The sequence below is a fragment of the Amycolatopsis sp. NPDC005961 genome (assembly GCF_040629235.1).
Lineage (GTDB): Bacteria > Actinomycetota > Actinomycetes > Mycobacteriales > Pseudonocardiaceae > Amycolatopsis > Amycolatopsis camponoti.
In genome coordinates this window covers 1-25886 of sequence record NZ_JBEXVF010000005.1, presented here as the reverse complement: position 1 = coordinate 25886, position 25886 = coordinate 1, and the positions used below count along the sequence as shown (strand labels likewise).

The 25886-nt window shown below is 71.8% G+C and carries 27 protein-coding genes; 14 read left to right on the top strand and 13 right to left on the bottom strand.

Features of this window, described 5'->3' with window-relative positions; all coding sequences use genetic code 11:
* The first annotated feature begins 22 nt into the window (after positions 1–22).
* From ABZ342_RS06210 to ABZ342_RS06200, 3 genes are read left to right on the top strand one after another with little or no spacing between them, the layout of a single operon-like run.
* Positions 23–973 carry a hypothetical protein gene (locus ABZ342_RS06210; RefSeq protein ID WP_360469291.1) on the top strand — a complete coding sequence of 317 codons (951 nt, stop codon included), beginning with the start codon at positions 23–25 and terminating at the stop codon, positions 971–973.
* Entirely contained in the window at positions 970–1389 is a 420-nt protein-coding gene (locus ABZ342_RS06205; protein ID WP_360469288.1) for an ABA4-like family protein, read from the top strand. The genes ABZ342_RS06210 and ABZ342_RS06205 overlap by 4 nt, the downstream gene beginning before the upstream one ends.
* Positions 1386–2165 (top strand): purine-nucleoside phosphorylase, encoded by a 780-nt coding sequence (locus ABZ342_RS06200; RefSeq protein ID WP_155549059.1) that lies wholly within the window; start codon positions 1386–1388, stop codon positions 2163–2165. Before ABZ342_RS06205 ends, ABZ342_RS06200 begins: the two co-directional genes overlap by 4 nt.
* A 55-nt stretch (positions 2166–2220) precedes the next feature.
* On the opposite strand, the gene ABZ342_RS06195 is transcribed toward ABZ342_RS06200, so the two are convergent.
* Positions 2221–3381: a nucleotide disphospho-sugar-binding domain-containing protein gene (locus ABZ342_RS06195; protein WP_360469284.1), complete on the bottom strand. Its 1161-nt coding sequence runs from the start codon at positions 3379–3381 to the stop codon at positions 2221–2223.
* Positions 3382–3411: 30 nt separating this feature from the next.
* On the opposite strand from ABZ342_RS06195, the gene ABZ342_RS06190 reads away from it, so the two are divergent.
* The 9 genes from ABZ342_RS06190 to ABZ342_RS06150 all read left to right on the top strand — a co-directional run bounded on the left by ABZ342_RS06190 (position 3412) and on the right by ABZ342_RS06150 (position 12127).
* Positions 3412–5046: a phospho-sugar mutase gene (locus ABZ342_RS06190; protein WP_360469281.1), complete on the top strand. Its 1635-nt coding sequence runs from the start codon at positions 3412–3414 to the stop codon at positions 5044–5046.
* The gene (locus ABZ342_RS06185) at positions 5046–5498 is read left to right on the top strand and encodes an NAD(P)H-dependent oxidoreductase (RefSeq protein WP_155549056.1); all 453 of its coding nucleotides are present in this window, start codon (positions 5046–5048) and stop codon (positions 5496–5498) included. The genes ABZ342_RS06190 and ABZ342_RS06185 overlap by 1 nt, the downstream gene beginning before the upstream one ends.
* A gap of 296 nt (positions 5499–5794) precedes the next feature.
* Positions 5795–6199, top strand: a complete 405-nt coding sequence (locus tag ABZ342_RS06180) for an XRE family transcriptional regulator (protein ID WP_155549055.1) — start codon at positions 5795–5797, stop codon at positions 6197–6199.
* Positions 6196–6717: a hypothetical protein gene (locus ABZ342_RS06175; protein ID WP_155549054.1), complete on the top strand. Its 522-nt coding sequence runs from the start codon at positions 6196–6198 to the stop codon at positions 6715–6717. The genes ABZ342_RS06180 and ABZ342_RS06175 overlap by 4 nt, the downstream gene beginning before the upstream one ends.
* Positions 6714–7835: an MAB_1171c family putative transporter gene (locus ABZ342_RS06170; RefSeq protein WP_360469277.1), complete on the top strand. Its 1122-nt coding sequence runs from the start codon at positions 6714–6716 to the stop codon at positions 7833–7835. Before ABZ342_RS06175 ends, ABZ342_RS06170 begins: the two co-directional genes overlap by 4 nt.
* Position 7836: 1 nt before the next feature.
* Positions 7837–9000 (top strand): amidohydrolase family protein, encoded by a 1164-nt coding sequence (locus ABZ342_RS06165; protein WP_360469274.1) that lies wholly within the window; start codon positions 7837–7839, stop codon positions 8998–9000.
* Between the two features lie 86 nt (positions 9001–9086).
* Positions 9087–9476 carry a hypothetical protein gene (locus ABZ342_RS06160; RefSeq protein WP_155549051.1) on the top strand — a complete coding sequence of 130 codons (390 nt, stop codon included), beginning with the start codon at positions 9087–9089 and terminating at the stop codon, positions 9474–9476.
* Positions 9477–9500: 24 nt separating this feature from the next.
* Positions 9501–10790: a histidine--tRNA ligase gene (gene hisS / locus ABZ342_RS06155; protein WP_155549050.1), complete on the top strand. Its 1290-nt coding sequence runs from the start codon at positions 9501–9503 to the stop codon at positions 10788–10790.
* 32 nt (positions 10791–10822) lie between these two features.
* A complete protein-coding gene (locus tag ABZ342_RS06150; protein ID WP_360469270.1) occupies positions 10823–12127 on the top strand; it encodes a hypothetical protein in 1305 nt (434 codons plus the stop codon).
* A 91-nt stretch (positions 12128–12218) separates the two neighbouring features.
* Here ABZ342_RS06150 and ABZ342_RS06145 read toward each other — a convergent pair whose 3' ends face one another.
* The 8 genes from ABZ342_RS06145 to ABZ342_RS06110 all read right to left on the bottom strand — a co-directional run bounded on the left by ABZ342_RS06145 (position 12219) and on the right by ABZ342_RS06110 (position 20717).
* The gene (locus ABZ342_RS06145) at positions 12219–13409 is read right to left on the bottom strand and encodes a HAMP domain-containing sensor histidine kinase (RefSeq protein ID WP_155549049.1); all 1191 of its coding nucleotides are present in this window, start codon (positions 13407–13409) and stop codon (positions 12219–12221) included.
* Positions 13406–14053 (bottom strand): response regulator transcription factor, encoded by a 648-nt coding sequence (locus tag ABZ342_RS06140; RefSeq protein WP_360469746.1) that lies wholly within the window; start codon positions 14051–14053, stop codon positions 13406–13408. The genes ABZ342_RS06145 and ABZ342_RS06140 overlap by 4 nt, the downstream gene beginning before the upstream one ends.
* A 64-nt stretch (positions 14054–14117) precedes the next feature.
* Positions 14118–15398 (bottom strand): cation:proton antiporter, encoded by a 1281-nt coding sequence (locus ABZ342_RS06135; protein WP_360469267.1) that lies wholly within the window; start codon positions 15396–15398, stop codon positions 14118–14120.
* Complete coding sequence (locus ABZ342_RS06130) at positions 15395–16660, bottom strand: cytochrome P450 (RefSeq protein ID WP_360469264.1); 1266 nt, start codon at positions 16658–16660, stop codon at positions 15395–15397. Before ABZ342_RS06130 ends, ABZ342_RS06135 begins: the two co-directional genes overlap by 4 nt.
* Entirely contained in the window at positions 16657–17727 is a 1071-nt protein-coding gene (locus ABZ342_RS06125) for an alpha-hydroxy acid oxidase (protein ID WP_360469261.1), read from the bottom strand. The genes ABZ342_RS06130 and ABZ342_RS06125 overlap by 4 nt, the downstream gene beginning before the upstream one ends.
* The gene (locus ABZ342_RS06120; RefSeq protein ID WP_360469258.1) at positions 17727–19265 is read right to left on the bottom strand and encodes an NAD(P)-binding domain-containing protein; all 1539 of its coding nucleotides are present in this window, start codon (positions 19263–19265) and stop codon (positions 17727–17729) included. Before ABZ342_RS06120 ends, ABZ342_RS06125 begins: the two co-directional genes overlap by 1 nt.
* 76 nt (positions 19266–19341) lie before the next feature.
* Positions 19342–20265 carry an aldo/keto reductase gene (locus tag ABZ342_RS06115; protein WP_230863113.1) on the bottom strand — a complete coding sequence of 308 codons (924 nt, stop codon included), beginning with the start codon at positions 20263–20265 and terminating at the stop codon, positions 19342–19344.
* Between the two features lie 50 nt (positions 20266–20315).
* The gene (locus ABZ342_RS06110; protein WP_155549043.1) at positions 20316–20717 is read right to left on the bottom strand and encodes a MerR family transcriptional regulator; all 402 of its coding nucleotides are present in this window, start codon (positions 20715–20717) and stop codon (positions 20316–20318) included.
* 84 nt (positions 20718–20801) lie between these two features.
* Between ABZ342_RS06110 and ABZ342_RS06105 the strand changes: the two genes are divergently transcribed.
* Entirely contained in the window at positions 20802–21419 is a 618-nt protein-coding gene (locus tag ABZ342_RS06105) for a TetR/AcrR family transcriptional regulator (protein WP_360469255.1), read from the top strand.
* On the opposite strand, the gene ABZ342_RS06100 is transcribed toward ABZ342_RS06105, so the two are convergent.
* Positions 21392–22651 carry a hypothetical protein gene (locus tag ABZ342_RS06100; protein ID WP_360469253.1) on the bottom strand — a complete coding sequence of 420 codons (1260 nt, stop codon included), beginning with the start codon at positions 22649–22651 and terminating at the stop codon, positions 21392–21394. The genes ABZ342_RS06105 and ABZ342_RS06100 overlap by 28 nt on opposite strands.
* Complete coding sequence (locus tag ABZ342_RS06095; RefSeq protein WP_155549040.1) at positions 22648–23223, bottom strand: RNA polymerase sigma factor; 576 nt, start codon at positions 23221–23223, stop codon at positions 22648–22650. The genes ABZ342_RS06100 and ABZ342_RS06095 overlap by 4 nt, the downstream gene beginning before the upstream one ends.
* Positions 23224–23293: 70 nt before the next feature.
* On the opposite strand from ABZ342_RS06095, the gene ABZ342_RS06090 reads away from it, so the two are divergent.
* Positions 23294–24685 (top strand): hypothetical protein, encoded by a 1392-nt coding sequence (locus ABZ342_RS06090; protein WP_360469249.1) that lies wholly within the window; start codon positions 23294–23296, stop codon positions 24683–24685.
* On the opposite strand, the gene ABZ342_RS06085 is transcribed toward ABZ342_RS06090, so the two are convergent.
* Both ABZ342_RS06085 and upp read right to left on the bottom strand, forming a co-directional pair.
* A complete protein-coding gene (locus ABZ342_RS06085; RefSeq protein WP_360469247.1) occupies positions 24667–25584 on the bottom strand; it encodes a pentapeptide repeat-containing protein in 918 nt (305 codons plus the stop codon). The genes ABZ342_RS06090 and ABZ342_RS06085 overlap by 19 nt on opposite strands.
* 34 nt (positions 25585–25618) lie before the next feature.
* Positions 25619–25886, bottom strand: a 268-nt coding sequence (gene upp / locus ABZ342_RS06080; RefSeq protein ID WP_360469244.1) for a uracil phosphoribosyltransferase, incomplete at its 5' end; no start/stop codon positions are given.

Sequence of the window (25886 nt, the reverse complement as noted above, 5' to 3'; positions counted from 1 at the left end):
CTATCCATTCTGGGAGGGAACCATGACCATCCTTGCCGACGTCCGGAGCAGAACGCGCGGGTGGCACCGGCCGTCCGCGCTGGCGGCCGCCACCCTGGGGGTGGTCGCGGTCCTGTGCGTCGCCGCGATGCTCCTCGACCAGCGGACTCTCGAAGGCGCGCCGATCTGGGCGAAGCCGTTCAAGTTCGCGGTGTCCGGCGCGCTCTACTTCCTCACCTGGAGCTGGCTCGTCTCGCTGCTGCCGCGGTTCCGGCGCACGGCGAACGGGCTGACGAACTTCCTGGTGCTGATCTTCGCCGCCGAGTACGTCCTGCTCGTGGTCCAGGCCGCGCGCGGCCGGGCGAGCCACTTCAACAACGCGACCGCGCTCGACGCCGGGATCTACAGCGTCATGGCCAAGATGATCATCGGGCTCTGGGTCGCGACGTTCGCGCTGACCGTGCTGGTGATGGTCACGAAGGTCGAGGACCGGGCAAGCTTCTGGGCCGTGCGCGCCGGCGCCGTCGTGTCGCTCGTGGGGATCTCGCTCGGCGTCCTGATGACGAGCCCGACCGCGCGGCAGCTCGCGCAGTGGCAGACCGGCGGGAAGCCGGACATGGTCGGCGCGCACACCGTCGGGCTCGCCGACGGCGGTCCCGGCCTGCCGATCCTCGGCTGGAGCACGGTCGCCGGTGACCTGCGGATCCCGCACTTCGTCGGGATGCACGCGCTGCAGGCGCTGCCGCTGCTGGCCCTCGCGCTCGCGGCGCTGGCCCCGCGCTTCGCCCGGCTGCGCGATGACGTGGCCGGCACTGTCCGCGCGCGGCTCGTCCTGGTCGGCGCGGCCGGGTACGCGGGGCTGACCGCGCTGGTCACCTGGCAGGCGCTGCGGGCGCAGTCGATCGTGCACCCCGACGCGCTGACGCTCGGCGCGTTCGCCGTGCTCGTGGCGGGGGCCGGGCTGGGGTCGTGGGCCGCGGTGCGCGTCCGATGACCCTCTTCGACCTGGCGTTCCCGCTGGCCACGCCGTTCTGGGCGCTGATGATCCTGCTGCCGGGGTGGCGGTGGACCCCGCGGATCATGGCGTCACCGTGGGTGCCGTTGCTGCCGCTCGCTTGCTACTTCGCCCTGGTCCTGCCGCACTTCGGCGAGTGGGGCCGGGCGATGCTGCGGCCCGACCTCGGCGTGCTGCAGACGCTGCTGGCCACGCCGTGGGGCGCCGGGCTCGTCTGGGCGCACCTCATCGCGTTCGACCTGTTCATCGCGCGGTGGATGTACTTCGAAGGCCGGTCGACGGGGATCTCGCCATGGATCGTGAGCCCGATCCTGGTGCTGACGATCTTCCTGTCGCCGTTCGGGCTGGTGGTGTTCCTCGTGGTGAGGGCGGTCCGGATACGCTCCCTGGCATGAGTGAACACGAAGCCGCGAGCGCCATCGCCAAGCGCACCGGTGTGGACGCGCACGACATCGCGGTGGTCCTGGGGTCGGGCTGGCGTCCGGCGGCGGACGTCATCGGGGAGTACGAGACGGAGATCCCGTTCGCCGAGCTGCCCGGCTTCACCACGCCCGGCGCCGTGGGCCACGGCGGCACGATCCGCTCGCTGAAGATCGGCGACAAGAACGTCCTGGTCCTGCTCGGGCGGACGCACTTCTACGAGGGCAAGGGCATCGACCCGGTGGTGCACAACGTGCGCACCGCGGCGGCGGCCGGCGTCCGGACGGTGCTGCTGACGAACGCCGCGGGCGGGCTGCGCCAGGGGTTCCAGGTCGGTCAGCCGGTGCTGATCTCCGACCACCTGAACCTGACCGCGCGCTCGCCGATCGTCGGGGCGAACTTCGTCGACCTGACCGACCTGTACTCGGCGCGGCTGCGGAAGGTCGCCCAGGAGATCGACCCGTCGCTGGAGGAGGGTGTCTACGCGGGCCTGACCGGGCCGCACTTCGAGACGCCGGCCGAGATCCACATGCTGCGCACGCTGGGCGCGGACCTGGTCGGCATGTCGACCGTCCTGGAGGCGATCGCGGCCCGCGCGGCCGGGGTCGAGGTGTTCGGGCTGTCGCTGGTGACCAACCTGGCCGCCGGCATGACCGGCGAGCCGCTGAACCACCAGGAAGTCCTGGAGGCGGGCCGCGCGGCCGCGACCCGGATGGGGTCCCTGCTGCGCGAGCTGGTCACCCGCGCCTGACCGGTTCCGGCTTGAATTCCGTGCGCACGGGGTTCAAGCCGGAACTCGCGTGATTTCAGGCGTAACTCGGGAGCTGGGCCGCCACCTCGGCCGGGGACGGCATGGCCGCGACCTCGGCCGCCAGCGCCCGGGTCGCGTCGGCGACCGCGGTGTCCGTGAGCAGCGTGCGGGCCGTTTCGGCGACCGCTTCGGCGGTGACCTCCGCGGCGAGCAGGCGGGAGCCGACGCCGGCCGCCACGACCGCGTCCGCGTTGCTGAACTGGTCCGCGCCCTGCGGTAGCAGGAGCTGCGGGAGGCCCGCGCCGAACGCGCCCAGCGTCGTGCCGCTGCCGCCGTGGTGGACCACCAGGTCGACGTGCGGAAGCAGCTCCGACTGCGGTACCCAGGACTCGAGCCGGACGTTCGGCGGCACCTCGCCGAGCGCGGCCGGGTCGACCGTCGGGCCCGTGGCGACCAGGACGTCGACGTCCAACCCGGACAGTCCGGCGATCGCCGCGCCCAGCACGCCCGCGTGCCCCATCGCCGTGCCGAGCGTCAGGTAGACCAGCGGCCGCGACCGCTCCAGCACCCCGGCCGGCAGCTCGCCCGGCTCGCTCCAGCCGACCGGCCGCAGCGGGACGCGCGTCGCGCGCGCCAGGAATCCCGGGTCCTGCACCGACTCCGGGCAGATGTCGACGAACGGCCCGCCGAACGCGAGGTCCGCACCGACGGAGATGCCCAGCTCGGCACCGTGCGCACGGATCGCGTCGCGGATCCGCGTCACCATCGGATCGTCGCTCGACACGCGGCCGAAACCGTGCGCCACCACCGGGATCCCGGCCTTCATCGCGGCGAACGCGCCACCGGAGTTGCCGGCCTCGCTCACCACGAGATCCGGGCGGAACCGCGAGAACAGCGGCAGCAGGTCGGCGACGAACCGCTTCGGCATCAGCTCGCCGAACACCTTCGCGACGATCGGTCCCAGCACCTCCGGCGGGACCTCACCGGGCGGACGACGCGGACCGGACGGACCGGCCCCGGCGAACGCCTGCCCGAACGCGTCCTTGATGGCGAGCCCGGCGGCCGCCGTCTCGAGACCGGCTTTCGTCAGCTGTGGCAGGAAATCGCCGGAGGTGGCGAAGACGACGTCGTGGCCCGCGTCGCGCGCGGCGACCGCCAGCGGGACGAGCGGGAACGTGTGACCGAAGGACCCCAGTGAGGTGAAGAGCAAGCGCACCCGTCCGACCCTAGCCCGTAGGCTGTCGCGGTGACCTTGACTTCCACGCTGCGTGACGCCGCCTACCGCTGGATTGCCGACGACCCGGACGAAAGCACCCGCGCCGAGCTGCAGGGCGTCCTGGCGAAGGCGATGGGCGGCGAGCCGGACGCGGCGGACGAGCTGGCCGACCGGATGGCCGGCGCCCTGGAGTTCGGCACCGCCGGCTTGCGCGGGCCGGTGCGCGCCGGGCCGAACGGGATGAACGTCGCCGTCGTCACGCGGACCACCGCGGGGGTCGCGGAGTGGCTGAAGGCGCACGGGCACGCGGGCGCGCTGGTCGTCGTCGGCCGGGACGCGCGGCACGGTTCGGAAGCCTTCGCGACCGCGGCCGCCGAGGTCCTCACCGCGGCCGGGTTCGACGTCAAGGTGTTCCCGAAGCCGCTGCCGACGCCGGTGCTCGCGTTCGCCGTCGGGCGGCTCGGCGCGGTGGCCGGAATCCAGATCACCGCGTCGCACAACCCCCCGGCGGACAACGGCTACAAGCTCTACGACGCGACCGGCGGCCAGATCGTCCCGCCGTCCGACGGCGAGATCGAGCGCGCCATCCAGGCCGCGCCCGCCGCGGTGAGCGTGCCGCGGGCGCCCGGCGCCGAGGTCGTCGACCTCGTGGACCGCTACCTCGACGAGGTCGCGACGCTGCCGATGGGAGGCGAGCGAGCGGTGCGCGTGGCCGCGACGGCGTTGCACGGCGTCGGCGCCGACACGCTGCGCGCCGCGTTCGAGCGGGCCGGCTTCACCGACCTGCACCTGGTCGGCGACCAAGCCGCGCCGGACCCCGACTTCCCGACCGTGTCGTTCCCGAACCCGGAAGAGCCCGGCGCGACGGACCTGCTGCTCGCGCTCGCGTCCGATGTGGACGCCGACCTGGCGGTCGCGCTCGACCCGGACGCCGACCGGTGCGCGCTGGGCGTGCGGGACGCGAGCGGCGAGTGGCGAATGCTCCGCGGCGACGAGACCGGCGTGCTGCTCGGCTCGTACGTGCTGTCCACAGTGGACCGAACGGTCCTGCCGGACCCGCTGGTCGCGACGACGATCGTCTCGTCGTCGATGCTCGGCGAGATCGCGAAGGCCGAGGGCGCCCGCTACGCCGAGACGCTGACCGGGTTCAAGTGGCTGGTCCGCGCGGGTGAAGGACTCGTCTTCGCCTACGAAGAAGCGCTCGGCCTGTGCGTGAACCCGGGTTTTGTGCGGGACAAGGACGGCATCGCCGCCGCGACCTTGGCCGCGGGGTATACGGCGCGGCTGAAGGCCGAGGGACGCACGCCACTGGACGTGCTGGACGAGCTGGCGCAGCGCCACAGCGTCCACCTCACCGACCAGGTTTCCCTGCGGGTCACCGATCTCGCCGTCCGCGGGCAGCTGATGGCGAAGGTGCGGGAGACGCCGCCGGCCGAGCTGGGCGGCGTCGCGGTGACGCTGGAAGACCTGCTGCCGGACGCGGACGTGCTGCGCCTGACCGGCGAAGGGCTGCGCGTGGTGATCCGCCCGTCCGGGACCGAGCCGAAGCTGAAGGCGTACCTGCAGGTCGTGGCGCCGGTGACGGGTTCGCTGGCCGAGGCTCGCGACGCCGCGTCCGCCCGGCTGGCCGCGTCGCGGGCGGCCGTCGAGGAGCTGCTCGCCTGATGCCGAGGCTGCTGATCGTGCACCACACGCCGTCGCCGTCGACCCAGGCGCTGTTCGAAGCGGTGCTGGCCGGCGCGGCGCACCCGGACATCGAGGGCGTGGAGGTCGTCCGCCGGGCGGCGCTGGGGGCAGGAGTCCCCGACGTCCTCGAAGCGGACGGCTACCTGCTGGGCACGCCGGCGAACCTGGGCAGCATGAGCGGTGCGCTGAAGCACTTCTTCGACACCGTCTACTACCCGTGCCTGGACGCGACGCGCGGCCGTCCGTTCGGGTACTGGATCCACGGCACCGGCGACACGTCGGGGACGGAACGCCAGCTGCTTTCGATCACCACGGGCCTGGGTTGGGAGAAGGTGGCGGAACCCGTGATCAGCACCGGGGAACCGGACCGGAAGACCCTGGAAGCGTGCACCGAACTGGGCGGCACACTTGCTGCCACGGTTATGTCCTAAAAAAGTAAGGGGCCTGTCACCGGAAGCCCTGGGGGTCGACCTCCGGCAACAGGCCGTGGCCAAGGGACCGCCGCGAGGGCGTTCGACCTTGGCAGCTGAAGCGTACTACAGACCGCGGATCATGACGAGTCGGCGGACACGACGGCCTCTCGTCTTGCGGTTCCGTACACCCCCAGGGTACGGAGAGCAAGACGAGAGGCGCGCCAACTGTAAACCACTGCATACGATACCTGTCAACATGTGCGTACAGTGGTTTCCCGGCTAGAATTTTCACGGTGGAAACCTAGGGGGCGGGTATGGCACGGGAACGCACCTTCGCGGAGCGCCTGAGCGCCCTGATCGAGGCAGCTCGGGTGGACGGCCGCGCGCCGCACAGCTATCGGGAGATCTCGGCCGCCGTCGAGCGGGCGGGCGGGCCGGCGATGTCGCCCGCCTACCTGCAGCAGCTGGCCACGGGCAAGCGCGTCAATCCGAAGATCCACTATGTTGAAGCCCTGGCGAGACTGTTCGGCGTGCCCGTCACGTACTTCTTCGACGAAGAGGCAGCCGCGCCCCCGGCCGGGGAAGCGCAGCTGATGGCGATGCGGGCGCAGGAGCTTTCGCCGCAGGGACGCCGGCAGGTCATGGACCTGCTGGAGCTGGTGGAGCGCTACGAACGGGCCGAACGCGATGGCCGGAACCCGGAGGACGCCGCGCGATGAAGGAACGGGAGCTGCGCCGCCGGTGCCGGAAGCTGCTGAAGCAGCTCGACATCGGCCCGCCGCTCGACGTCGAAGTGCTGTGCGCGCGGCTGGGGGACCAACGGGGGAAGCCGATCCGGTTGATGGCCTACCCGCTGGAAGTGCCCGGACCGTTCGGCTGCTGGATCGCGACGTCGGCGGCGGACTACATCTTCTACCAGGCCGAAACGACGAAGTCCCACCAAGATCACATCATCCTGCACGAGCTCGGGCACATGCTGGCCGACCACCACCCGCACGGCGACGCCGAGCCGGCGGACTTCCTGCGCGGGCCCGCTCCGGATCTTGACCCGGATGCAGTACACCGCGCACTGCGCCGGACGTCCTACGATGACGCGCACGAGTGGGAAGCCGAGACCGTCGCGACCATCATCCTCGAGTGGGCGTCGGTCCTGAACTACACGATCCCGCGGCGCGCTGCGGACCGGGATCTCCGCCGGATCCAGGGGGCGCTCGGCGATCACCAAGGGTGGTTGTGAGTACACTTTTCAGCCCCGTGAACCTGATCGCGATGGTGCTGTTCGCCGTGGCTTTGGCATGGCGGATCTACCAGGTGCAGCGTGCGCCGACGGTGCCGAACTGGGCCGTCACCGCGTGCGTCGCCGGGTTCGCCCTCGCGTTCCTCCTCCAGCAGGAGGTCATTTCCGACGAGATCGACGCCGTCCTCGGGCGCGGCGCGGCGCGCGTGGCCAACAACGCGCTGCTGGCGTGCGCCGTGTGCGCGCTGGTGATCTTCTTCCTCGGCTCCGCGCTGGGCCCGCGGCGCTACCGCCGGGTGGTCGTGGAGCTGGTGCCGCTGGCCGCGGCGATCACGCTGATGATCGTCACGATGGCCCTGACGGCGCCGGAGCTGCGCGGGCTCCCGCTCGGACCGTCGACGATCCACGACAGCGGGGTCGCGAGCTTCTACCTCGGCGCCGGGCTGTACCTGATCTACGGCCTGATCGCCTGCACGACGTGGATCGTCCGCTACCAGCGGGTGGCCGACCGGAACCTGCGGATCGGCCTTCGGCTGGGCGCGATCGGCCTGGCCTGCGCGGCCGTGGGCAGCATCTTCCGCGCGCTGTACATCGTGGTGGCGTGGGCGTTCGGGCCGGTCGTCAAGGTGCTGCTGCTGCTCGGGGTGCCGTTCGTGATCGTCGGCGGGATGCTGTTCCTGCTCGGCGTCACCTACCCGGGGGTGAGCGCGCGCGTGTCGGCGTTGCGGCGGCGGCGCCAGCACCGCCGAGAGCACCACGCGCTCGGTCCCTTGTGGACGGTCCTGGTCCAGGCATTCCCCAGCATCGTGCTGCGGACGCCACCGCGCCGCCGCGGCGAGCTCCTTTCCCCGCGCAGCATCCACCGCGTGCACTACCGCCGCGTGATCGAGATCCGGGACGGCCTGGTGCAGCTTTCGCCGTACCTGGACGCGGGCTTCGGCGAGGTCGTCGCCACCGATCCCGCGGCCGCGGCGGCCGCGTTGAAGACGGCGCTGGCGCGGCACGCGGCAGGCGAGGAGAGCGACGGCCATGCCAAGCAGGTCCTGCCCGCGCCGGCGGACGACATCGAATCGGACGTCCGGCCGCTGCTGGCGCTGTCCGCGGCGATGGAGTCGTGACGTGGACACGCTGATCACGGCGGGCCGGGTGCTGCCACGGCCGTCTTCGCCGGTGCGCGACGGCGCGGTGCTGGTGCGCGACGGCGTGATCGTGGCGGCCGGCCCGCGCGCGGAGGTGCTGCCACTGGCCGCGCCGGACGCGTCGCGGCGCGACTTCCCCACCGGCACCGCGCTGGCCGGGTTGTTCAACGTCCACGTGCACCTCGCTTTCGACGCTTCCCGCGAGATGCTGGCGCACTTCCACGCCGGCTCCCTTCTGGACGGTGCGCGCTCGCGGCTGTCGTCGATGCTGCGCAGTGGTGTCACGACGGTGCGGGACCTCGGCGACCGCGACCACCTGGGCGCGGCGGTCCGGCGGTCGTTCTCCGGGGAAGCCGCGCCGCGGCTGCTGGTGTCGGGCCCGCCGATCACGGTGCCGGACGGGCATTGCCACTTCTTCGGTGGCGCGGTCGCGTCCGATTCCGAAATCCGCGCGTTGATCGACGAGAACGCGGCGGCGGGCGCGGACGTGATCAAGGTGATGGCCAGCGGCGGCCAGATCACCGAGGGCGGCGCGGACATGTGGGAGTCGCAGTTTTCCGCGCGCGAGCTTGCGGTGGTGGTTTCGCACGCGGCCACGCACGGGCTTCCGGTGGCGGCGCACGCCCACGGCGCGGACGCGATCGAGGCGGCGGTGTCCGCCGGGGTGTCGACGATCGAGCACTGCAGCTTCCTGACCGGGCCGCGGTCGTTCGACCGGCGGGACGCGGTGGCTTCGAAGATGGCTGCGGCCGGGATTTCGGCGTGCTCGACGAGCAGCCGCAACTGGCGAGTGATCGTCGAGAAGCTCGGCGACGAGACGGCGCAGGCGATGTACGGGCGGCTGCCGTGGCTGGAGGAGCACGGCGTCCGGCTGTTGTCGGGGACGGACGCGGGGTTGCCGGGGTCGGTGTTCGACGACCCCGTGGGGGCTTTGGAGCTGTACGAGTGGCTCGGGTTCTCCCGGCGCCGGATCCTGGAGATCGCCACGTGCGACTCCGCGGCCGGGCTCGGCCTGACTTCGGTGACCGGCTGCCTCGAGCCGGGCCTGGCCGCGGACGTGCTCGTGGTCGAAGGTGACCCGCTGGCGTCGCTGTCGGCGTTGCGCAACCCCCTGCTGGTGCTGGCCCAGGGCCGCGAAGCCTAGTTTCCCGATCGGGGAATGCCCGGTTTGGTGACACCGTTTTAAAACAGTGTTACCGTAGCCCCAGTCCACCACGAAGGAGTCCCCCGATGCACGGACCCACCCAGCTCTTCACCGTGATCGCCCTGGTCTCGCTGCCCACCGTCATGTACGGCGGCTACGCGCTCATGGGCGTCATGCGTGACCGGAAGCTCACCGAACACCAGCGCACGATGTTCCGCGCCGGTCATGCCCATGCCGGTGTCCTGCTGATCCTCGCCCTGGTCGCGCTGCAGATCCTCAGCCGCACCACGCTGTCCGACACCACCCTGTGGGTCACCTGCTTCCTGCTGCTCTTCGGGATCCTCGCCCAGTCCGGCGGCTTCTTCCTCCACCTGATCCCGAACCGGGGCAAGCTCGGCGGCCGAGTCACGTCCGTCGGTGCGGTGCTCCTGGGCGCTGCCACGCTGCTCACCGCCTACGGGGTCGCCTTCGCCTGAGCGCCGGTCGTTAAGCTGGGTGACGTGCCTGAATACCTGCCGACCGCGCCCTACAAGGGGACCCGGGACTTCCTGCCCGCCGAAATGTCCGTCCGCACGCAGGTCTTCGGTCATCTCTACGACGTCCTCGAGCGCCGCGGCTTCCTCCGCTACGACGGGCCGATCCTCGAATCCGCCGAGATCTACGAGCGGAAGTCGGGCCAGGAGCTCGCCGACAAGCAGCTCTACACCCTCACCGACAAGGGCGGGCGGCGCCTCGCGCTGCGGCCGGAGATGACGCCGTCGGTGGCGCGGATGATCGCCGGGAGCGCCAAGTCGCTGTCGTTCCCCGTCCGCTGGTACAGCCACCCGAACTGCCACCGGTACGAGGCGCCGCAGCGGGGCCGCGTGCGTGAGCACTGGCAGATCAACGCCGACATCTTCGGCTCGGACAGCGCCAACTGCGAGATCGAGATCTTCGAGCTGGTCCACGACATGATGGCGGCGCTGGGCGCGACGCCGGACATGTTCGTGCTGCGCGTCAACGACCGGAACCTGCTGACGTCGGCGCTCACGGACGTCGCCGGTGTCTCCCAGGACCACTTGGCCCAGGTGTTCGCGCTGGTCGACCGCTGGGAGAAGTACCCGCGCGAGAAGCTGGCCGAGAGCGCCGGGGAGATCGGGCTCTCGGACAAGCAGTTCGAGAAGCTGGCCGAGACGCTCGACGCGGGCGAGTCGCTGCTGGACGAGCTGCCGGCCGAGGTGCGCGAGCAGTCGAACCTCGTGAAGGTCCTGAACAGCAGCGCGGGCAGCCTGGTGAAGTACGAGCCGATGATCGTGCGCGGGCTGGCGTACTACACGTCGACCGTGTTCGAGGTCTTCGACACCTCGCCGGAGAACCGCCGCGCCCTCTTCGGCGGCGGGCGCTACAGCGACCTCGCGTCGATGTTCACGCCGCAGCAGATCCCGGGCATCGGGTTCGGCATGGGCGACGTCACGCTGATGGACTTCCTCGACACACACGGCTTGTCGCCGGCGCCGCGCAGCGAGGTCGACGTCATGGTGATCCCGGTGACCGAGGACCTCTCGGACGCGGCCCGCTCGGTGGCGTCGTCACTGCGCGCCGCGGGGCTCCGGACGTCGACGCCGATCGAGCACCGCAAGCTGGGCAAGGAACTCGGCCGCGCGGACAAGGCGGGCGCGGTCGCGGTGGTGATCGTCGGCCAGGAGGACTGGGCGGCCGGCAACGTCACGGTCCGCAGCCTCGCGACGCGCGAGCAGAACCCGGTCGCGATCGCCGACGCCCCCGCCGCGGTCCAGGCCCTGCTGAGCTGAAACCGGCTCGACACGCCTGACAGGCTGGGTGCGTGTTCGAAACCGGCCTGCCCGATCTGGACGCCTTCGCCGCGGGTGACGTGCGGCGCTGGGCGGAGTTCGACGTCGCCGTGCGGCGGGCGTGGTGGACCGAGCAGCGCTGGTACCGCTTCCCCGGCAGCGGGCTCCTGCCGCTGTCGCGGGAAAAGCTGGCCGAGGCCGCGTGCCACGGCAACGGCCGGATGCGCGAAGTGGCCGTCGAACGGCTGGCCGTCAGCCCCGCCCCGGAGGCGGTGCCGCTGCTGCTCGTCCGGTGCGTCGACTGGGTCCGGCCGATCCGCGAGCGCGCCCGGGAAGCGGCACTGTCCAGGTTGGACTCCGCGACCCTGCGGTCGATGCTGCCGCTGATCGGGGTGCTCCGGCGCCGGCAGCTCGACGACTGGATGACGACGCTGTTCCGGCGAGCCCTGCCGGATCACCTCGACGTGGCGCTGGCGATCGACGACCGGGAGGTCCGGCGCTGGGTCCACGTCGAGGTGCTCGGACTCCTTTCGCGCGCGCACCTGCTGAACGTCGCGCTGCGGGACCACGACTTCGTGGTCCGCGCGGTGTGCGGCACCGCGCTGCTCGACCGCGGCGAGTGTGTCGAAGAGCTCCTCGCGGCCGGGACACCGAAGGTCCGGATGCGGGCGTTGACGCTGCTCGGGCCCGACGCCGCCGTGGCCCACCTGGCGGACCGGTCGTCGGCGGTGCGGTCGATGGCGCAGGCGCTGGTCTCCCAGGCGGGTGGCGACCCGGCCGCGCACTACCGCGCGATGCCGGTGTCGTTCGGCGCGGTCGCCGGGCTCGGCGAGACCGGCACGCGCGAGGACGCTTCGGGCCTGGAGCGGCTCCTCACCGACGACCGTCCCCGGATCCGGGCCGTGGCGGTCCGCGGCCTGCGCCGGGTGGCGCCGGAGTTGGCCGCGGTGCGCCCGTTGCTGACGGACCTGTCGCCCGCGGTGACCCGTCAGGTGGTGACGTTCCTGCGCGGCAAGCCCGCGCTGGTCGACGTCCCCGCGCTGCGGGAGCTGCTCGCGGCGGAGCCACTCCACACCCGACGTGCGGGCGCGGCGCTGCTGCGTGACCGCGACACCTGGTTGCGCCTGCACACGGACCTCACGCTGCTGCGCGACCCCGACCTGGCCGCCGACGCCGAGCAAGACCTGTACGCCTGGCTGCACCACACGGCGGCGACGTACACGACCCCGTCCCCCGCCCTGGCAACCGAAATCGAGTCACTCCTCCCGCTTGCCCCACCGCAAGCGGCCCGGCAGCTCCGCTTCGCCCTGCGTCCAACCCGGAACTCGCGTGATTGAAGGGGCATCACGTGTGATTGGGGAGGCATCACTCCTGATGCCCCTTCAATCACCCGTGATGCCCTCCTGATCACGGGTGATGCCCCGTGGATCACGCGGGGTCGGCGCGGAGGAGCCTGAGGGTGAACGTGGCTCCGTCGCCGGGGCGGCCGGCGGCCGCGATCGTGCCGCCGTGGCCCGTCACCACCTCGCGGACCAGGGCCAGGCCCAGGCCGAAGCGGCGGCCGTCGCCGTCGGAACCTCGGGCGAAACGCTCGAAGATCCGCTCCGCGTCCGCCGAGGGGAAGCCGACGCCCGTGTCGCGGATCCGTAGCTCCACGTGCTTTTCGTCCGGTACGCCGAGCCACACCTCGATGGAACCCCCCGGTGGGGTGTGGCCCAAAGCGTTGTCCAGCAACGCCGAAAGCACGCGTCGCAGCGCTGTCGGGACGCCCTGGACGACGTACGGCCGCCGTTCCCGTGACACCGCGAGCCGGACCCGGCTCTCCCCCGCGCGCACCGCTTCGGCCGCCACCGCCTCCTCGGCGAGGCCGCCCAGCTCCACCAGCTCGAACTCCGGCCGGTCGCACGCCTGCGCCGACAGCAGCAGGTCCTCGACGACCTCACCGAGCTCCCGCGTGCCGCGGACCAGCTGCTCGAGGTCTTCGGCGTCGCGGCCGGACGAACGCCGCGCCAGCAGCTGCGCCCGCGTGTGCAGCCGGGTCAGCGGGGCGCGCAGCTCGTGGGACGCGTCCGCGACGAACGTCCGCTGCCGCCGCAGCGCGTCGGCCAGGGGCCGGATCGCCCGGCAGGCCAGCACCCGGCCGCACAGCACCGCCGCGAGCAGCGCCAGTACCTCGGCGACCACCAGCCCGGACACCAGCGACGAGCGGTCCTGGATCTGGTAGAGCTCCTCGAAGTACGCCTGCGAAACGACGCCCCCGCGGTTCTCGACCCGGATCGTGTACGTCATGCCGCCGATCGGACGCCGTTCCGTGTGGACGTCCCCGGGCGACGGCACCGTCGCGTCCAGCGCCGCGATCGGCATGCCGGCCGGGGACGGGCCCGCGGGCGCGTGCAGGACCGGCGTGAACAGCCAGACGCAGCCGGGCGGGGTCGCGGCCGGGCCCAGCTCGACCGTCCTGGCCAGCGAGCGGTCGGCCTCGGCGTGCTGCCGGGTCAGCAGCATCCCGTACGCGATCGCGCCCGCGACGGCCACCAGCATCGACACCACCACGGCGATCTGCGCGGTGATCGCCCACCGCGCCCGCCGCAGGGCCCGTTCCTCCTGGTCCGGTTTCATACCACGCCGATCTGGTAGCCGAGGCCGTGCACGGTCCGGACGACGTCGCGGCCGAGCTTGCGCCGCAGGTAGTACACATAAGTGTCCACAATGGACTCACCGGTCGAGTCGGCGAAGACGTGCGTGACCAGCGACGCCCGCGGGTGGATCGCCTTGGGCCGCTGCGCCAGCGTCCGCAGCAGCTCGAACTCGCGTCCGGACAGCGTGATCCGCTCCCCTCTCGGCAGCACGACCTCGTGCCGCCGGAGGTCGAGGGCCGCCGCGCCGAGCGGCAGGCTCTCCGCGCCCTCCAGGTCACGGCGGCCGAGCGCGCGCAGCCGCGCCAGCAGCTCCTCGGCCTCGAACGGCTTGACGAGGTAGTCGTCGGCTCCGGCGTCGAGCCCGCCGACGCGGTCGGCGAGCTCGCCCAGCGCCGAGAGCACCAGGACCCGGGTGGTCACCGCCCGCGCCCGCAGCCGGGCGATCAGCTCGAGGCCGTCCAGCACGGGAAGGCGGCGGTCGATGATCATCACGTCGTACCGCCCGGTGAGCCCGAGGTGCAGGCCCCGCTGCCCGTCGTGCGCCGCTTCGGTCTCGTAGCCTTCGTCCGCGAGCAGCTCGGCGAGCATGCCCGCCAGCTCCCGGTCGTCCTCGACGAGCAGCACTCTCGGTTTCGTCGCCCCTTCGTGCACGAACCCATACTGGCAGTGATTTTCCGAAATTGAACTATCAACTTTTCCCGTTTACCGGGACCGGTTCGGCCGTCAGGAGCAGTTCGCTGCTCCCCCGGCGGGCATCGCGGCGGTCGAGCCAGCTCAGCACCGGCGCCGTCATGATCGTGGTGACGAGCGCGACGAGCACCAGCACCGTGAACAACGCCGGCGAGACGATCCCCGCGGCGAGCCCGACGTTGAGCGCGATCAGCTGCATCAGCCCGCGGGCGTTGATCAGCGCGCCCACGCGCAACGCCACCGGCTGCGATTCCCCCACCAACCGCGCCGCGCCCCAGCAGGCACCGAGCTTGCCGATGATCGCGACGACCACGCACAGCACCGCGAACGCGAGCAGCTTCGGGTCCGCGAGCAGCGCGAACCGGGTGTTCAGGCCGGAATAGGTGAAGAACAGCGGGAGGAACACGATCCGCCCGATCGGCATGATCTTCGCGAGCACGGCGTCCGCGGCGGGCACGCGGGGGAACACGATGCCGACGCAGAAGGCGCCGAACACCGCGTACAGCCCGATGATGTCGGTGAACCAGGCGGCCGCGAACAGCGTCAGCGCCGTGATCAGCATCTTCTGGTCGGCGGTGATCCGCTCGCTGCCCATCGCCTTCGCGAGCACCCGACGGCCGACGAGCACGAGCAGCAACGCGAACAGCAGGCCGCCGCCCACGGCCAGCGCGACCGGGCCGGCCGAGTCGGCGTGCATGCCCAGCACGACGGCCAGCAGGACCCACGCCAGGACGTCGTCGAGGGCGCCGCAGGCCAGCGCGAGCGAGCCGAACCGGGTGCCGCCGAGACCGCGTTCGGTGATGATCCGGGCGAGCATCGGGAACGCGGTGATCGCCAGTGCGACCCCGACGAACGCCGCCGACGTCGCGAGCGAGACGCCGTCCTTGGCGATGCCGGCCCAGCTCGTGCCGAACACGGCGACGCCGACCCCGAGCGCGAGCGGCACCACCGTGCCCGCGGCCGAAATCGCGCCGACCGACTTCGCCGAGCCGCGGATGCTGCGGAGGCTGAACTCGTACCCCGCCCCGAACATGTAGATGACCAGGCCGATCTGGCCGCCGACGTAGAGCAGCGGGCGGATGCCGTCCGGGAACAGCGCCGTCTGCACGCCCGGGAGGACCAGCCCCAGCAGCGACGGGCCGAGCAGCACGCCGGAGATCATCTCGCCGACCACCGGTGGCTGGCCCAGCCGCACCGCGACCAGGCAGACGAGCCGGCACACCACGAGGATGACCGCGACGGCGAGGAAGAACGCCGGTGCCGCTTCGGTGGGGGTCATGAGTTTCCTCCGGCGAAGTAGGTCGAGCAGAGGGCTTGCCTGCGGGCGTCGAGCACCATGTACGTGCCGAAGACGAGCTGGGCGAAGCTGCGCCAGACGTCTTCCCAGCGGTCGCGGACCGCGAGCCACACCAAGGGCGCTCGCTTGCGACGGGCACCGCGGGGCGTGAACAGCGCCGGGCCGCGGTTGGGGATGGAGCGCGTGTGCCCGGCCGTCGAGGCGAGGCTGAACCGGCGCAGGACCTCACGCGTCACGACGCGCATGGTCGGCGGGGCCAGTCCGCGGGCCGGGCAGGCCCGGTTCTGCGCGACTCCGAACGGGATGAACTCGTCTTTCGCGGTCTGGGCGGCGAAACCCGGGTAGCTGAAGCACAGCACCGTGCCCGCCGGGATGGTCAGGTCGGCCAGGTCGATGTCGGCCGTGGAGATCCGGTGCGCGATGCCGAACAGGGGGTACTCGCGCAGCCCGTCGTCGATGACCCGGTCCAGGTAGGCGTCGTCGTCCGGGTGCTCGACGAGGTGTCGCTGCACCTCCGGGCGCTGCGCGACGATCATCAGCAGGTGCGCCATCGCCTCGGACATCTGCACGACGGCGGTGTTGAAGAACGTGCCCTGCAGGTAGTAGGCCTGTTCCTCCGGCGTCAGGGAGTCCGGCAGCGGGTGCGGGACGTCGGCGAGGTGCCGCCGCAGGTACTTCGTCAACCGGGCCCGGCGGCGCATGTTTCGCGGCCGCACGCACTTCAAGGCCGAGACGACGTCGTCGGCGTGTCCCACGATGAGGTCACGCGCCTCGGGCGGGCACGGCTCGTCGAACACCAGCTCGTAGTACAGCTCGGCCCAGATCGGCATCATCTCGTCGCGGATCCGGACCAGGCCGCCGCCGAGATCGTCGAGGACGTGGGCGGCCACGCGCCGGGCCAGCTCTTCGGAGTCCTTTTTGGACCGCACCAGGATGTGCCGGGTGCACTTGGCGACCTCGTCGTAGCGCGGCCCGGCTTCGAGGTGCTCCTGGTGCACCTGGGGCCCGGGCGCGAGCCAGTACCAGAACAGGTCGGACAGCGCGGCGCCGCGGCTGCGGCCGTTCGCCGCCGGGTCGGCGTAGACGCGCCGGAAGTCCTCGACGCCGACCTGCTCCCCCGGGATCGTCACCGTGTCCTGGCCGTTGACCAGCGAGAAGATCCGCATCCGCAGCGCGACGACCCGGGCGGGCAGCCACGCCGGCGCGCTCACCAATGCCGCGGCGGCCAGCGCTTTCCCGATCATCGCCGCACCTGGTCCGGAGTCAGGTCGGCCGGGTGCCGGCCACCGCACATCGCGAGGGCTTGGTCGAAGTCGTCGCGCAGCAGCTCCAGGACCTGCGTGACGCCTTCGCGGCCGCCCGCGGCGAGCCCCCACACGACCGGCCGGCCGACGCCGACCGCGTCCGCGCCGAGGGCGAGGGCCTTGACGACGTCGGTGCCGCGGCGGATCCCGCCGTCGAGCAGCACCGGGATCGCCCCACCGACGGCCGCCGCGATCTCGGGCAGGACGTCGATCGTGGCAGGCACGGTGTCGAGCTGGCGGCCGCCGTGGTTGGACACGACGATCCCGGCGACGCCGTGGTGCACCGCCAGCCGCGCGTCCTCGGGGTGCAGCACGCCCTTGATCAGCACCGGGAGCTTGGTCTTGCCCCGCAGCCACGCGATGTGGTCCCAGTTCAGCCCGGCCGACATGACGATGTCGCGGACGTGGCTGGCGTTGCCGTCGCTGCGGTTTTCCCCGATGTCGCGCAGGTTCTCGACAGCGAGTCCCGGCGGGAGGTCGTGGAAGTCGTTGCGGTCGTCGCGCTCGCGGCGGCCGAGCACCGGCGAGTCGACGGTGACGACGAACGCCTTGACGCCCGCGTTTTCGGCCCGGCGCACGATCGCCTCGGTGAACTCCAGGTCGGGCTGCAGGTAGAGCTGGAACCACAGGCCCGGGTCCGGCGCGACCTCGCGGGCCGCCGCGGCGATGTCCTCGATCGCCGTGGTGGCGGCCATGCTGACGATCATGATCGTGCCCGCCCGGGCCGCCGCCCGTGCCGTGGCGAGTTCGCCGTCTCCGTGGGCCAGCCGGTGGAACGCCGTGGGCGCGACGAGGATCGGCATCGACGACGGCGTCCCGAGCAGCTCGACGCTCAGGTCCCGTTTGTCGCTGCCGCGCAGGACCCGCGGGAGCAGCCGCAGCTTCTTGAACGCGGTTTCGTTCTCCGCCACGGTGATCTCGTCCTGCGCGCCGCCCGCGAAGTAGTCGTAGTGCACCGGGTCGAGGCGCTGCCGGGCCGCCGCCTCGAACTCCGCGATCGTGCGCATCACAGCTCCCGGGCGAAGAACGCGGTCAGCGGCTCGACGTGCACCTCTTTGTCCCACTCGTTCTCGAGGTTTTCGGTGACGTGGTGGGTCGCGACCAGCTCGCCGCGGCGGTAGTGCCGGACGATCGGGTGCAGGTAGTGGCCTTCGCCGGTGTCGTTGGCCTGGTCCTGGGCGGCGCGTGCGACGAAGTCGAACGGGTCGATCTTGTCGTGGTCGGGGCCGTAGTCGAGGGTGACGACGTAGACCTCGTCCGGCGGGTCCTGCAGGACGCGGTCGACCGGCACCTCTTCGAGGTAGCGGGCGGTGTCGCCGTCGACGACCAGTGCGTCGCCGAGGAAGCCGAACTGCTGGTACAGCGCGGAAGTCCGGTTGATCCGGGTGATCACGGCGTCGGTCAGCGCGTCCGGTTTGGCGGGCAGCTCGGTGCTCGGCCACGGCGTGTCGTGGTGACGCTCGTTCAGGACCTTGGTCAGCGCGCGGACGCCGTAGCGGAAGCCGTGGATGAACGCGCTGGTGGCCTTCTTGAAGTCGCGGACCTGCGTGATCGTGCCGGCGAAGTAGAGGCCGGGCACGTTGACCGACTCCCAGTCCGGCGTCTGCGCCGGGAACCGGTCGTTGATCGTGAGCTGCGGGCGGCAGTCGTCGTCGAACAGCGACGCGTCGAAGCGGAAGCCCGTGCAGCCGATGACGCGGTCGTAGCGGATTTCCTTGATGACCTCGTCGGCGCGGGCGAAGGCGAACTTGACGTGGTAGCCGTCGGCGTCCTTGCGGACCTCGCGGACGTCGCCGTCGAGGATCGCGTGCTGGAGTTTCAGCTGGTACATGTCGAGGATGCCCGCGTTGTAGGCGCGCAGGTGGCCGACGAAGTGGGTGCGCCAGGCGAGCTTCACCGGCCGCGGGCCGCCGACGTGCACGACCGCGGCGGTCTCGATGAGGTTGTCGGCGGTCTCGAACGCGGAGTTCCCCTTGCCCAGCACGAGAACGTGCTGGTCGGTGAAGCTCTTCGGATCGACGTCGACGTCCACGTACTGGTCGATCAGCTCGACGCCGGGGAACTGCGGGAGGTACGGCTTGGTGACGCCGGTGGCCATGACCAGCCGGTGCGCTCGGAACTCTTCGTCACCGGCGGTGAGGATGAAGAGAGCGCTTTCCGGGTCACGGCGGATGCGCGTCACCCGGGTGTCGTAGCGGACCTGGACGTCGTGCTTCGCCGCGTAGTCGGCGAGGTAGCGCAGGAGGTCCGGCGCGTCCGGGAAGAGCTTTTCGCTGTAGTCGGTGAAGAGGGGCTGATCCTCGCCGCCCGCGGTCAGGATCGAGTTCCAGTCCATCCGCATGCGCAGCTCCGGGTCGGTGTACCCGGTGTGCTTCTTGTTGATGGAGATGAGCGTCCGGTGCCGCGGGAAGGTCTCGAAGAAGTGACCGGGCGCGGACCCGGCCTCCAGCACCAGGTACCGGTGGCCGGCGTGGCCGAGGTGCTGCCCCAGCTGCACCCCGGCGGGCCCGGCCCCGACGACCAGATAATCGAGCACTTCCTCCACGACGACCTCCTGCAGGCTCGGCACCTTGATCGGCGCCGAGCCTGCTCCGGAGATCTCAGAAAAGGCTCAGAAGCACTTACCTGCCGGCCGCGCGGGCCAGGCGTTCGGGGTAGCGCTCCCCCGCGACGGCCTCGGCGGGAGCCGCCGCCGCGATGGCCGCGAGGTCGTCCGCGGTCAGCTCCAGCGAAGCCGCCGCCACGTTCTCCTCCAGGTACTTGCGGCGCTTCGTCCCCGGGATCGGGACGACGTCCTCGCCGTGGGACTGCACCCACGCGAGCGCCAGCTGTCCCGCCGTGACGCCCTTTTCGTCCGCCAGCTTCCGCAGCGCGTCGACGATCGCCATGTTGCGCTCGAAGTTGCCCTCGGCGAACCGCGGCAGGCCGCGGCGCATGTCGTCCTCGGGCAGGTCCTTCATCGACGTCACCGCGCCCGTCAGGAAACCGCGGCCCAGCGGCGAGAACGGCACGACGCCGATACCCAGCTCCCGGCACGTGTCGAGGATTTCGCCCTCGATGCCGCGGGTCCACAGCGACCACTCGCTCTGCAAGGCCGTCACCGGGTGCACCGCGTGCGCGGCGCGGATCGTCGCCGCGCTCGCCTCGGAAATCCCGGCGTACCGGATCTTCCCGGCTTCCACCAGCTCACCGAGCGCGCCCCAGGTCTCCTCGATGGGCGTGTCCGGGTCGACGCGGTGCTGGTAGTACAGGTCGATGTGGTCGACGCCGAGCCGGCGCAGCGACTCGTCGCAGCTCTGCTTCACGTACTCGGCGTCGCCGCGGGCCCCCATCGCGCCGTCGGTCCACACGATGCCGAACTTGGTCGCGAGCACGACCTCGTCGCGGCGGCCGGCGATCGCGCGGCCGACCAGCTCCTCGTTGACGCCGTTCGCGTAGACGTTCGCGGTGTCGAGCAGCGTGACGCCGAGGTCGAGAGCCCGGTGGATCGTCGCGATCGACTCGTCGTCGTTGTCGCGGACGCCGTAGGCCTGGCTCATCCCCATGCAGCCGAGCCCCTGGGCGCCGACCTCCAGACCGCCGAGCTTCCTGGTCTTCACGCGGAAATCTCCTCCCTGCCCGGTTCCACGCCGAGCACGTTGCGCTCGACCTGGGCGTAGTTGTCGATCTTGTAGTCGAGGATGTCGAGGCAGCCCTGCAGCTCGGCGATCCGCTCGGCGACCGATCGCCGCTGCTCCACCAGGAGAGCCTTGCGACGGCCCGCGCTGGCGACGCCGTGGCGGCGCAGCGACGCGTACTCGCGCATGCTCTTGATGGGCATCCCCGTGGTGCGCAGCTTGGTCAGGAACCCCAGCCAGCCGAGGTCGTCGTCGGAATAGGCCCGGCGGCCCGCGGTGTCGCGCGCGGGCGGGTCGAGCAGTTTGATGCGCTCGTAGTACCGGAGGGTGTCGATGGACAGCCCGCTACGTCGAGCGGCTTCCGCTATCGAGTAGCTCATGCGCTCGACACTACGACCTGGAGTGCACTCCAGGTCAAATCCTCGTTCTGGTCAAAAATAACAGCGTTCCGATACGCTGTGTGCATGGCACGACCACGGACACACGACGAAGCCCTCCGGCTGAAGCTGCTCGATCGCGCCGGCGAGCTGATCGCCGCGGACGGGCCGAAGGCGCTTTCCCTGCGGAAGCTGGCCGCCGACGCCGGGACGTCGACCACCGCCGTGTACTCCCTCTTCGGCAGCAAACCCGATCTGGTGAACGCCCTCTACACCGAAGGCTTCCGCCGCTTCGGCGCCCGCATGGCCGGCACCGTGCTGACCGGCGACCCGGTCGGCGACCTCGTCGCGCTCGGCAGCGCCTACCGCGCCAGCGCGCTGGCCGACCCGAACCTCTACGGGATCATGTTCACCAGGTCGGTGCCCGGGTTCGAGCCCAACGAAGACGCCGAGAAGCTGGCCCGGAAGACCCTCGAGCCCTTGGAAGCGGTCATCCGGAAGGCCATCGCCGACGGGGTCTTCCTCGACGTCCCCCCGGAGACGGTCGCGGTCGGCTGCTGGGCCTTCGTGCACGGGCTCGTCTCCCTGGAGCTGACCGGCAACCTGCCGGAGGAGTTCGACGTCACGGGCTCCTACGAGACGGCCCTGCGCGCGAACGCCTCCGGCTGGCTGCGGCCTCACAGCAGCCGCAGCGACCCGTCGTAGACGACCTTGCCCTGCGCGTCGCGGGCCAGGACGTGCACCTTCGCGTCCGGGGCCCAGTCGATCCCGTCCGGCAACCAGGCCAGGGCCATGCCCTCGACGACGTCCACGTCGGCTTCGGCGCCGGCTCCGAACCCGAAGGCCGCCGCGGTCGCCGAGGCGGGCAGCGCCACCGGGACCGGGTTGCGGGCCTTCCCCGCCGGGGCACCTGCCTCGCGGGCGCCGAGCGTGCTCACCCTCAGGACGCGGGCCGGGGTCTGCCGGTTTTCGGCCAGGTCGGGGTAGACCCGCGCCTGGGTCTGTCCCGGCCGCCCGTAGTCGGGCTCCCGCGTGCAGACGATCACCCGGTCACCCCGGCGGCCCATGACGACCTGGTAGTCGTCGTCCCGCAGGAGCGGCCCGGGCCGGTAGGCCGCGGCGTCCGGGACCACCTCTTCGGCGTCGGCGAGGCATTCTCCCAGCGCCCGGCCCGCCGGTGAGGTGCGGTCGGCCGGCTCCGGGCGGTCGGTCACCGCGAGCAGGGGCGCCGGCGCGGCCGGCAGGTCCACTTGCCGGGGCGGCCCGGCGCCGGTGTCGGTGAGCGCGACCCGGGCCAGGCCCGGCCCGACGCGGGTGAACGCCGCGAACTGGCGGCTGACCGGCGAGGCCTCGAGCTCGTTCCCGCTCGAGCCCCGGGGCGTCGTGACCGCGAGGCTCGCCTTCGGCCAGGTCGGGTCGAGCACCCCGCCGACCAGCCCGGTCTGGCTGCGCAGCAGGAGCCCGGTGCGCGTGCCCGGCGCGTACGCGGGCGTGGCCGCCGGGTCCGACAGCGTCACCGTCGTCTCGGTCGTCTCGCAGAACATCGGCTTGCCCGCCGCGGTCGCCGCGACCATCGAGTCCGCCGCCAGGACCTCCGTGAACAGCGGGACCCACTCCTCGCGCGGCGGCACCCGGTCCGTCTTGCCGGCGGCCTCGACCGCCGCCCAGCAGCGATCCAGCGCCGCGGTCGCGACCCGGGCGTCGAGCATCAGGCCGCCGGTGAGCGCAGGTGGCGGGCCCGCGACGGGCTGCTGCCGGAACGTCTTCGTCGCGACGACCGCGCCCGCGGCCAGGACGAGCACGGCGGCCGCCGCGGCGTACCAGACGCGGTTGGTCCGACGCGGTTGCCCGATCCCGGCGCGGACTTCGGCGCGCAGCCGGTCGCGGACGTCGTCCGGCAGCGCGCGCCGCGGCGGGAGACCGAGGTCGTCGCTCATTTCTCTGCCTCCTTCAGCAACGTGCGCAGGCGTGCGCGGGCCCGGGACAGGTGGGCGCGGACGGTGACCTCGGCGACGGCCAGCGCCGCGGCCGCGTCGGCGACGCTCAGGTCGCCGAGCAGGCACAGCTCGACGACCGCGCGCTGCGCTTTCGGCAGCGCCCGCACGGCTTCGACGATCTCGCGCAGCCGCTCCTCACCGTCGAGCCGTTCGGCCACCGCGTCGGCGTGGTCGGACACCACCGGCGGGTCGGGGATCTTCCGGAGCAGCCGCAGCCGCCGTCTCGCGCCGCGGTGCTCGTCGCGGGCGGCGTTGCCGGCCACCGTGTAGAGCCACGGCAGCGCACTGTCGCGCACCAGTGTCACGTCGGCGCGGCGGCGCCAGGCGGTGAGGAACGTGTTCGAGGTGAGGTCCTCGGCGGCGCTCCACGACCCGGTCAACCGGTAGGCGTGGTTCCAGACGGCCTCGGCGTGCCGCTCGAAGAGTTCGCCGAAGGCCGCCTCGTCGCCGCCCGCGGCCCGGTCCCACAGGACCCGATCGTCCACCGGCGCCCCCGTCGCATGGCTGGTCACACCCCTCAGTGGCCGGCACCGGCCGGGTTGTTGCGCGCAACTCCCGCGAATCCGGCGGCCACTTCCGGTCGTGATCATCGAACAGGTCCGGACCACGGACAAGCTTCGCCTGCGGTTGCCCGCCGCCGTCGCGTGCGTGTCGGCGCTGGTGTTCGCGCTGGCCCGCCCGCACCTCATCGACGACACGTTCATCACGCTCGCCTACGCGCGCAACCTCGCGTTCCACGGGCACTGGGGCCTGCTGGCCGACGCGACGTCGAACTCGGCGACGTCGCCGGCGAACGTCCTCGCCTTGGCTGCGCTGACCTTCGTGGCGCGGGACGCCGTCTTCGCCGCCGGAGTGCTGTACGTGCTCTGCCAGGTCGCGCTCGTCCTGGCCCTGCGGCGGCTCGGCACGGCGCTGCCGCGCTGGTTCCCCGCGCTGACGTTCGCCGCGTTGACGGTCAACCCGCTGCTGCTCTCGTCGATCGGGCTGGAGGTCGCGCTGGGGTCGGCGGTGCTCGGGTGGCTCACGGTCTTCGCCGTCGAACGGCGGCCCCTGGTTTTCGGGCTCACCACGGGCGCGCTCGCGCTCGTGCGGCTGGACCTGCTGATCTTCGCCGTCGTCCTGGGTTTCTCGCTGCGATCCGGACGGGCCGTACTCGGCGCCGCGCTCGTCGCGCTGCCGTGGTTCGCTTTCAGCTGGGTCGTGCTCGGCGCGGCCGTGCCGGACACCTTCGTGATCAAGACGCTGCAGGGCGCGCAACGAGCCTGGGGTGACTGGACCTTCGCCAACGGGCCGCTGTTCTACCTCCGGACCGCTCCCTGGACGACCGTGCTGTCGTTCCTGCCCCTCGTGGCGCTGCCCTTCGCCGCCCGGCGGCTTCGGCCGTTTTCGCTGCTGGCGCTGGGAGGTGCGCTCTACCACGGGATGTACGTGTTGCTGACGGTTCCGCCGTACCACTGGTACTACGGCCCGGGGATCACCGCGGCGACGATCTTCCTGTGTGCCTGGGTTTCCGGACGGATCGCGGTCGGCGGTGTGCTCGTGCTGATCGCGGCCAGTGTCGTCGCGTACGCGGCTCCGGGTCTGCCGCGTGAGTTCGCGCCGCTCACTTCGAACTACGCGTCGACCGCGAAGTACGTCGAGATCGGCCGGGACCTGCGCGGCCTCGCCGCCGGCCGGGTGATCGGCAGCGCCGGGGAAATCGGCGTGCTGGCCTACACGTGCGAGTGCGCGATCGTCGACGTCTTCGCCGACCGCGGCCTGCTCCCGGCGGCCATCGACGCCCGCGGCGCCGGCGACCGGTGGGTCCGCGCGGCACTGCGGGTGGACTACGCGTTCTTCGACTTCGACGTCCGGCCGCGGCGGCCCGACCTGGTGCTGCGCCGGTTGCCCAGCCCGCCGCCGGATGCCCTCGCGCACTGGACGCTCGACGCGCCGACGCTGGGACGGCAGGAGCTCTACTTGGTGCCGTCCTGAGGGAACTGCGCGTCGGTCAGGTCGAGTTCCGCGTGCTCGCCGCCCTCGAAGTCGGCTCCCTCTTCGAAGACCGTGCGCGAAAACTCGAACCGGCCGCCGGACCGGATCCGGGTGAAGCGGACGTTGCTGGTGAAGTGCGCCCGGGAGAAGAAAGCGCCGTCCTCGAAGACCGACCGGTCGAAGTTCACGATGTCGCGGAACTCGGTGCCGTAGAACCCGACGCGGCGGGTGAAGTGCGAGCCGCGGATGTGGAGCTGACCGACGAACCGCGCGCGGCTGAAGTCTGCGCCGGCCAGGGTGCACCCGCTCAGCCGGAAGTCGACGAGCGTGGCTCGCTGCAGGTCGATCGACATCCCCGGCCAGTAGCCCGCCGCGTCGTGGCTCAGGTGCGTCTTGAGCAGCTCCTGCACGGCCAGCCGGACGAGGAGCTCACCTTCCTCGGGGTCGTCGTCCAGGTCGCGGGCCGCGGTTCCCTTGAGCCCGACGACCGGGGCCTTGAACGGCATCCGCAAGTACGCGCACAGCACGTTGACGATCGTCTGACGCTGCTTCGGGTTGTCCTGCCCGAGCCGCTCCAGCGCGTAGAGCCCGCCGAACCGCACCGGTGCCTTGTCGCTGCCGAGCTGCTCGACGGCTTTCGTGTACAGCTCGGTGACGCGACGCTCCTCCAGGTCGCGTTCGGTCACGCCGGCGACGCGGGTCGTCTCGGCGAGCTGCAGCTCGAGCGTGCGCTGGCGGCGCGTCGCCAGCCACAAGGCGAAGACGCCACCCGCGCCCGCACCGACGCCGAACGCCGTCTTCACGGCGTCGATGCGGACCGGCGCGTCCGGTCGTCCGGACCAGGCCAGGAACAGCCAGAGCAGGCCGCCGGTGACGGCCGCGACCGCGACGGCCGTCACCGCGATCCACCGCCACTTCAGGACCGGCAACGGCTCAGACGGCGCCGTACTGGCGGTCACCGGCGTCGCCGAGGCCCGGGACGATGAAGCCCGAGTCGTTGAGGCGCTCGTCGATGCTGGCGGTGACGACGCGGACCGGCAGGCCGGTCTTTTCCAGGTGCGCCAAGCCTTCCGGCGCGGCCAGGGCGCAGATGGCCGTGACGTCGTCGGCGCCCCGATCGGTGAGCAGCCGGATCGTGTACTCCATCGAGCCGCCGGTGGCGAGCATCGGGTCGAGCACCATGACCGGCCGGTCGGCGAGC

What these genes read in the sequence shown, in the direction of transcription:
- ABZ342_RS06110 (WP_155549043.1), bottom strand. Translation starts at nt 20,717, where the DNA reads ATGAGCTACTCGATAGCGGAAGCCGCTCGACGTAGCGGGCTGTCCATC.
- ABZ342_RS06100 (WP_360469253.1), bottom strand. Translation starts at nt 22,651, where the DNA reads ATGAGCGACGACCTCGGTCTCCCGCCGCGGCGCGCGCTGCCGGACGAC.
- ABZ342_RS06180 (WP_155549055.1), top strand. Translation starts at nt 5,795, where the DNA reads ATGGCACGGGAACGCACCTTCGCGGAGCGCCTGAGCGCCCTGATCGAG.
- ABZ342_RS06205 (WP_360469288.1), top strand. Translation starts at nt 970, where the DNA reads ATGACCCTCTTCGACCTGGCGTTCCCGCTGGCCACGCCGTTCTGGGCG.
- ABZ342_RS06135 (WP_360469267.1), bottom strand. Translation starts at nt 15,398, where the DNA reads ATGACCCCCACCGAAGCGGCACCGGCGTTCTTCCTCGCCGTCGCGGTC.
- ABZ342_RS06210 (WP_360469291.1), top strand. Translation starts at nt 23, where the DNA reads ATGACCATCCTTGCCGACGTCCGGAGCAGAACGCGCGGGTGGCACCGG.
- ABZ342_RS06105 (WP_360469255.1), top strand. Translation starts at nt 20,802, where the DNA reads ATGGCACGACCACGGACACACGACGAAGCCCTCCGGCTGAAGCTGCTC.
- ABZ342_RS06145 (WP_155549049.1), bottom strand. Translation starts at nt 13,409, where the DNA reads ATGAAACCGGACCAGGAGGAACGGGCCCTGCGGCGGGCGCGGTGGGCG.
- ABZ342_RS06130 (WP_360469264.1), bottom strand. Translation starts at nt 16,660, where the DNA reads ATGATCGGGAAAGCGCTGGCCGCCGCGGCATTGGTGAGCGCGCCGGCG.
- ABZ342_RS06125 (WP_360469261.1), bottom strand. Translation starts at nt 17,727, where the DNA reads ATGCGCACGATCGCGGAGTTCGAGGCGGCGGCCCGGCAGCGCCTCGAC.
- ABZ342_RS06115 (WP_230863113.1), bottom strand. Translation starts at nt 20,265, where the DNA reads ATGGGGATGAGCCAGGCCTACGGCGTCCGCGACAACGACGACGAGTCG.
- ABZ342_RS06175 (WP_155549054.1), top strand. Translation starts at nt 6,196, where the DNA reads ATGAAGGAACGGGAGCTGCGCCGCCGGTGCCGGAAGCTGCTGAAGCAG.
- ABZ342_RS06160 (WP_155549051.1), top strand. Translation starts at nt 9,087, where the DNA reads ATGCACGGACCCACCCAGCTCTTCACCGTGATCGCCCTGGTCTCGCTG.
- ABZ342_RS06185 (WP_155549056.1), top strand. Translation starts at nt 5,046, where the DNA reads ATGCCGAGGCTGCTGATCGTGCACCACACGCCGTCGCCGTCGACCCAG.
- ABZ342_RS06200 (WP_155549059.1), top strand. Translation starts at nt 1,386, where the DNA reads ATGAGTGAACACGAAGCCGCGAGCGCCATCGCCAAGCGCACCGGTGTG.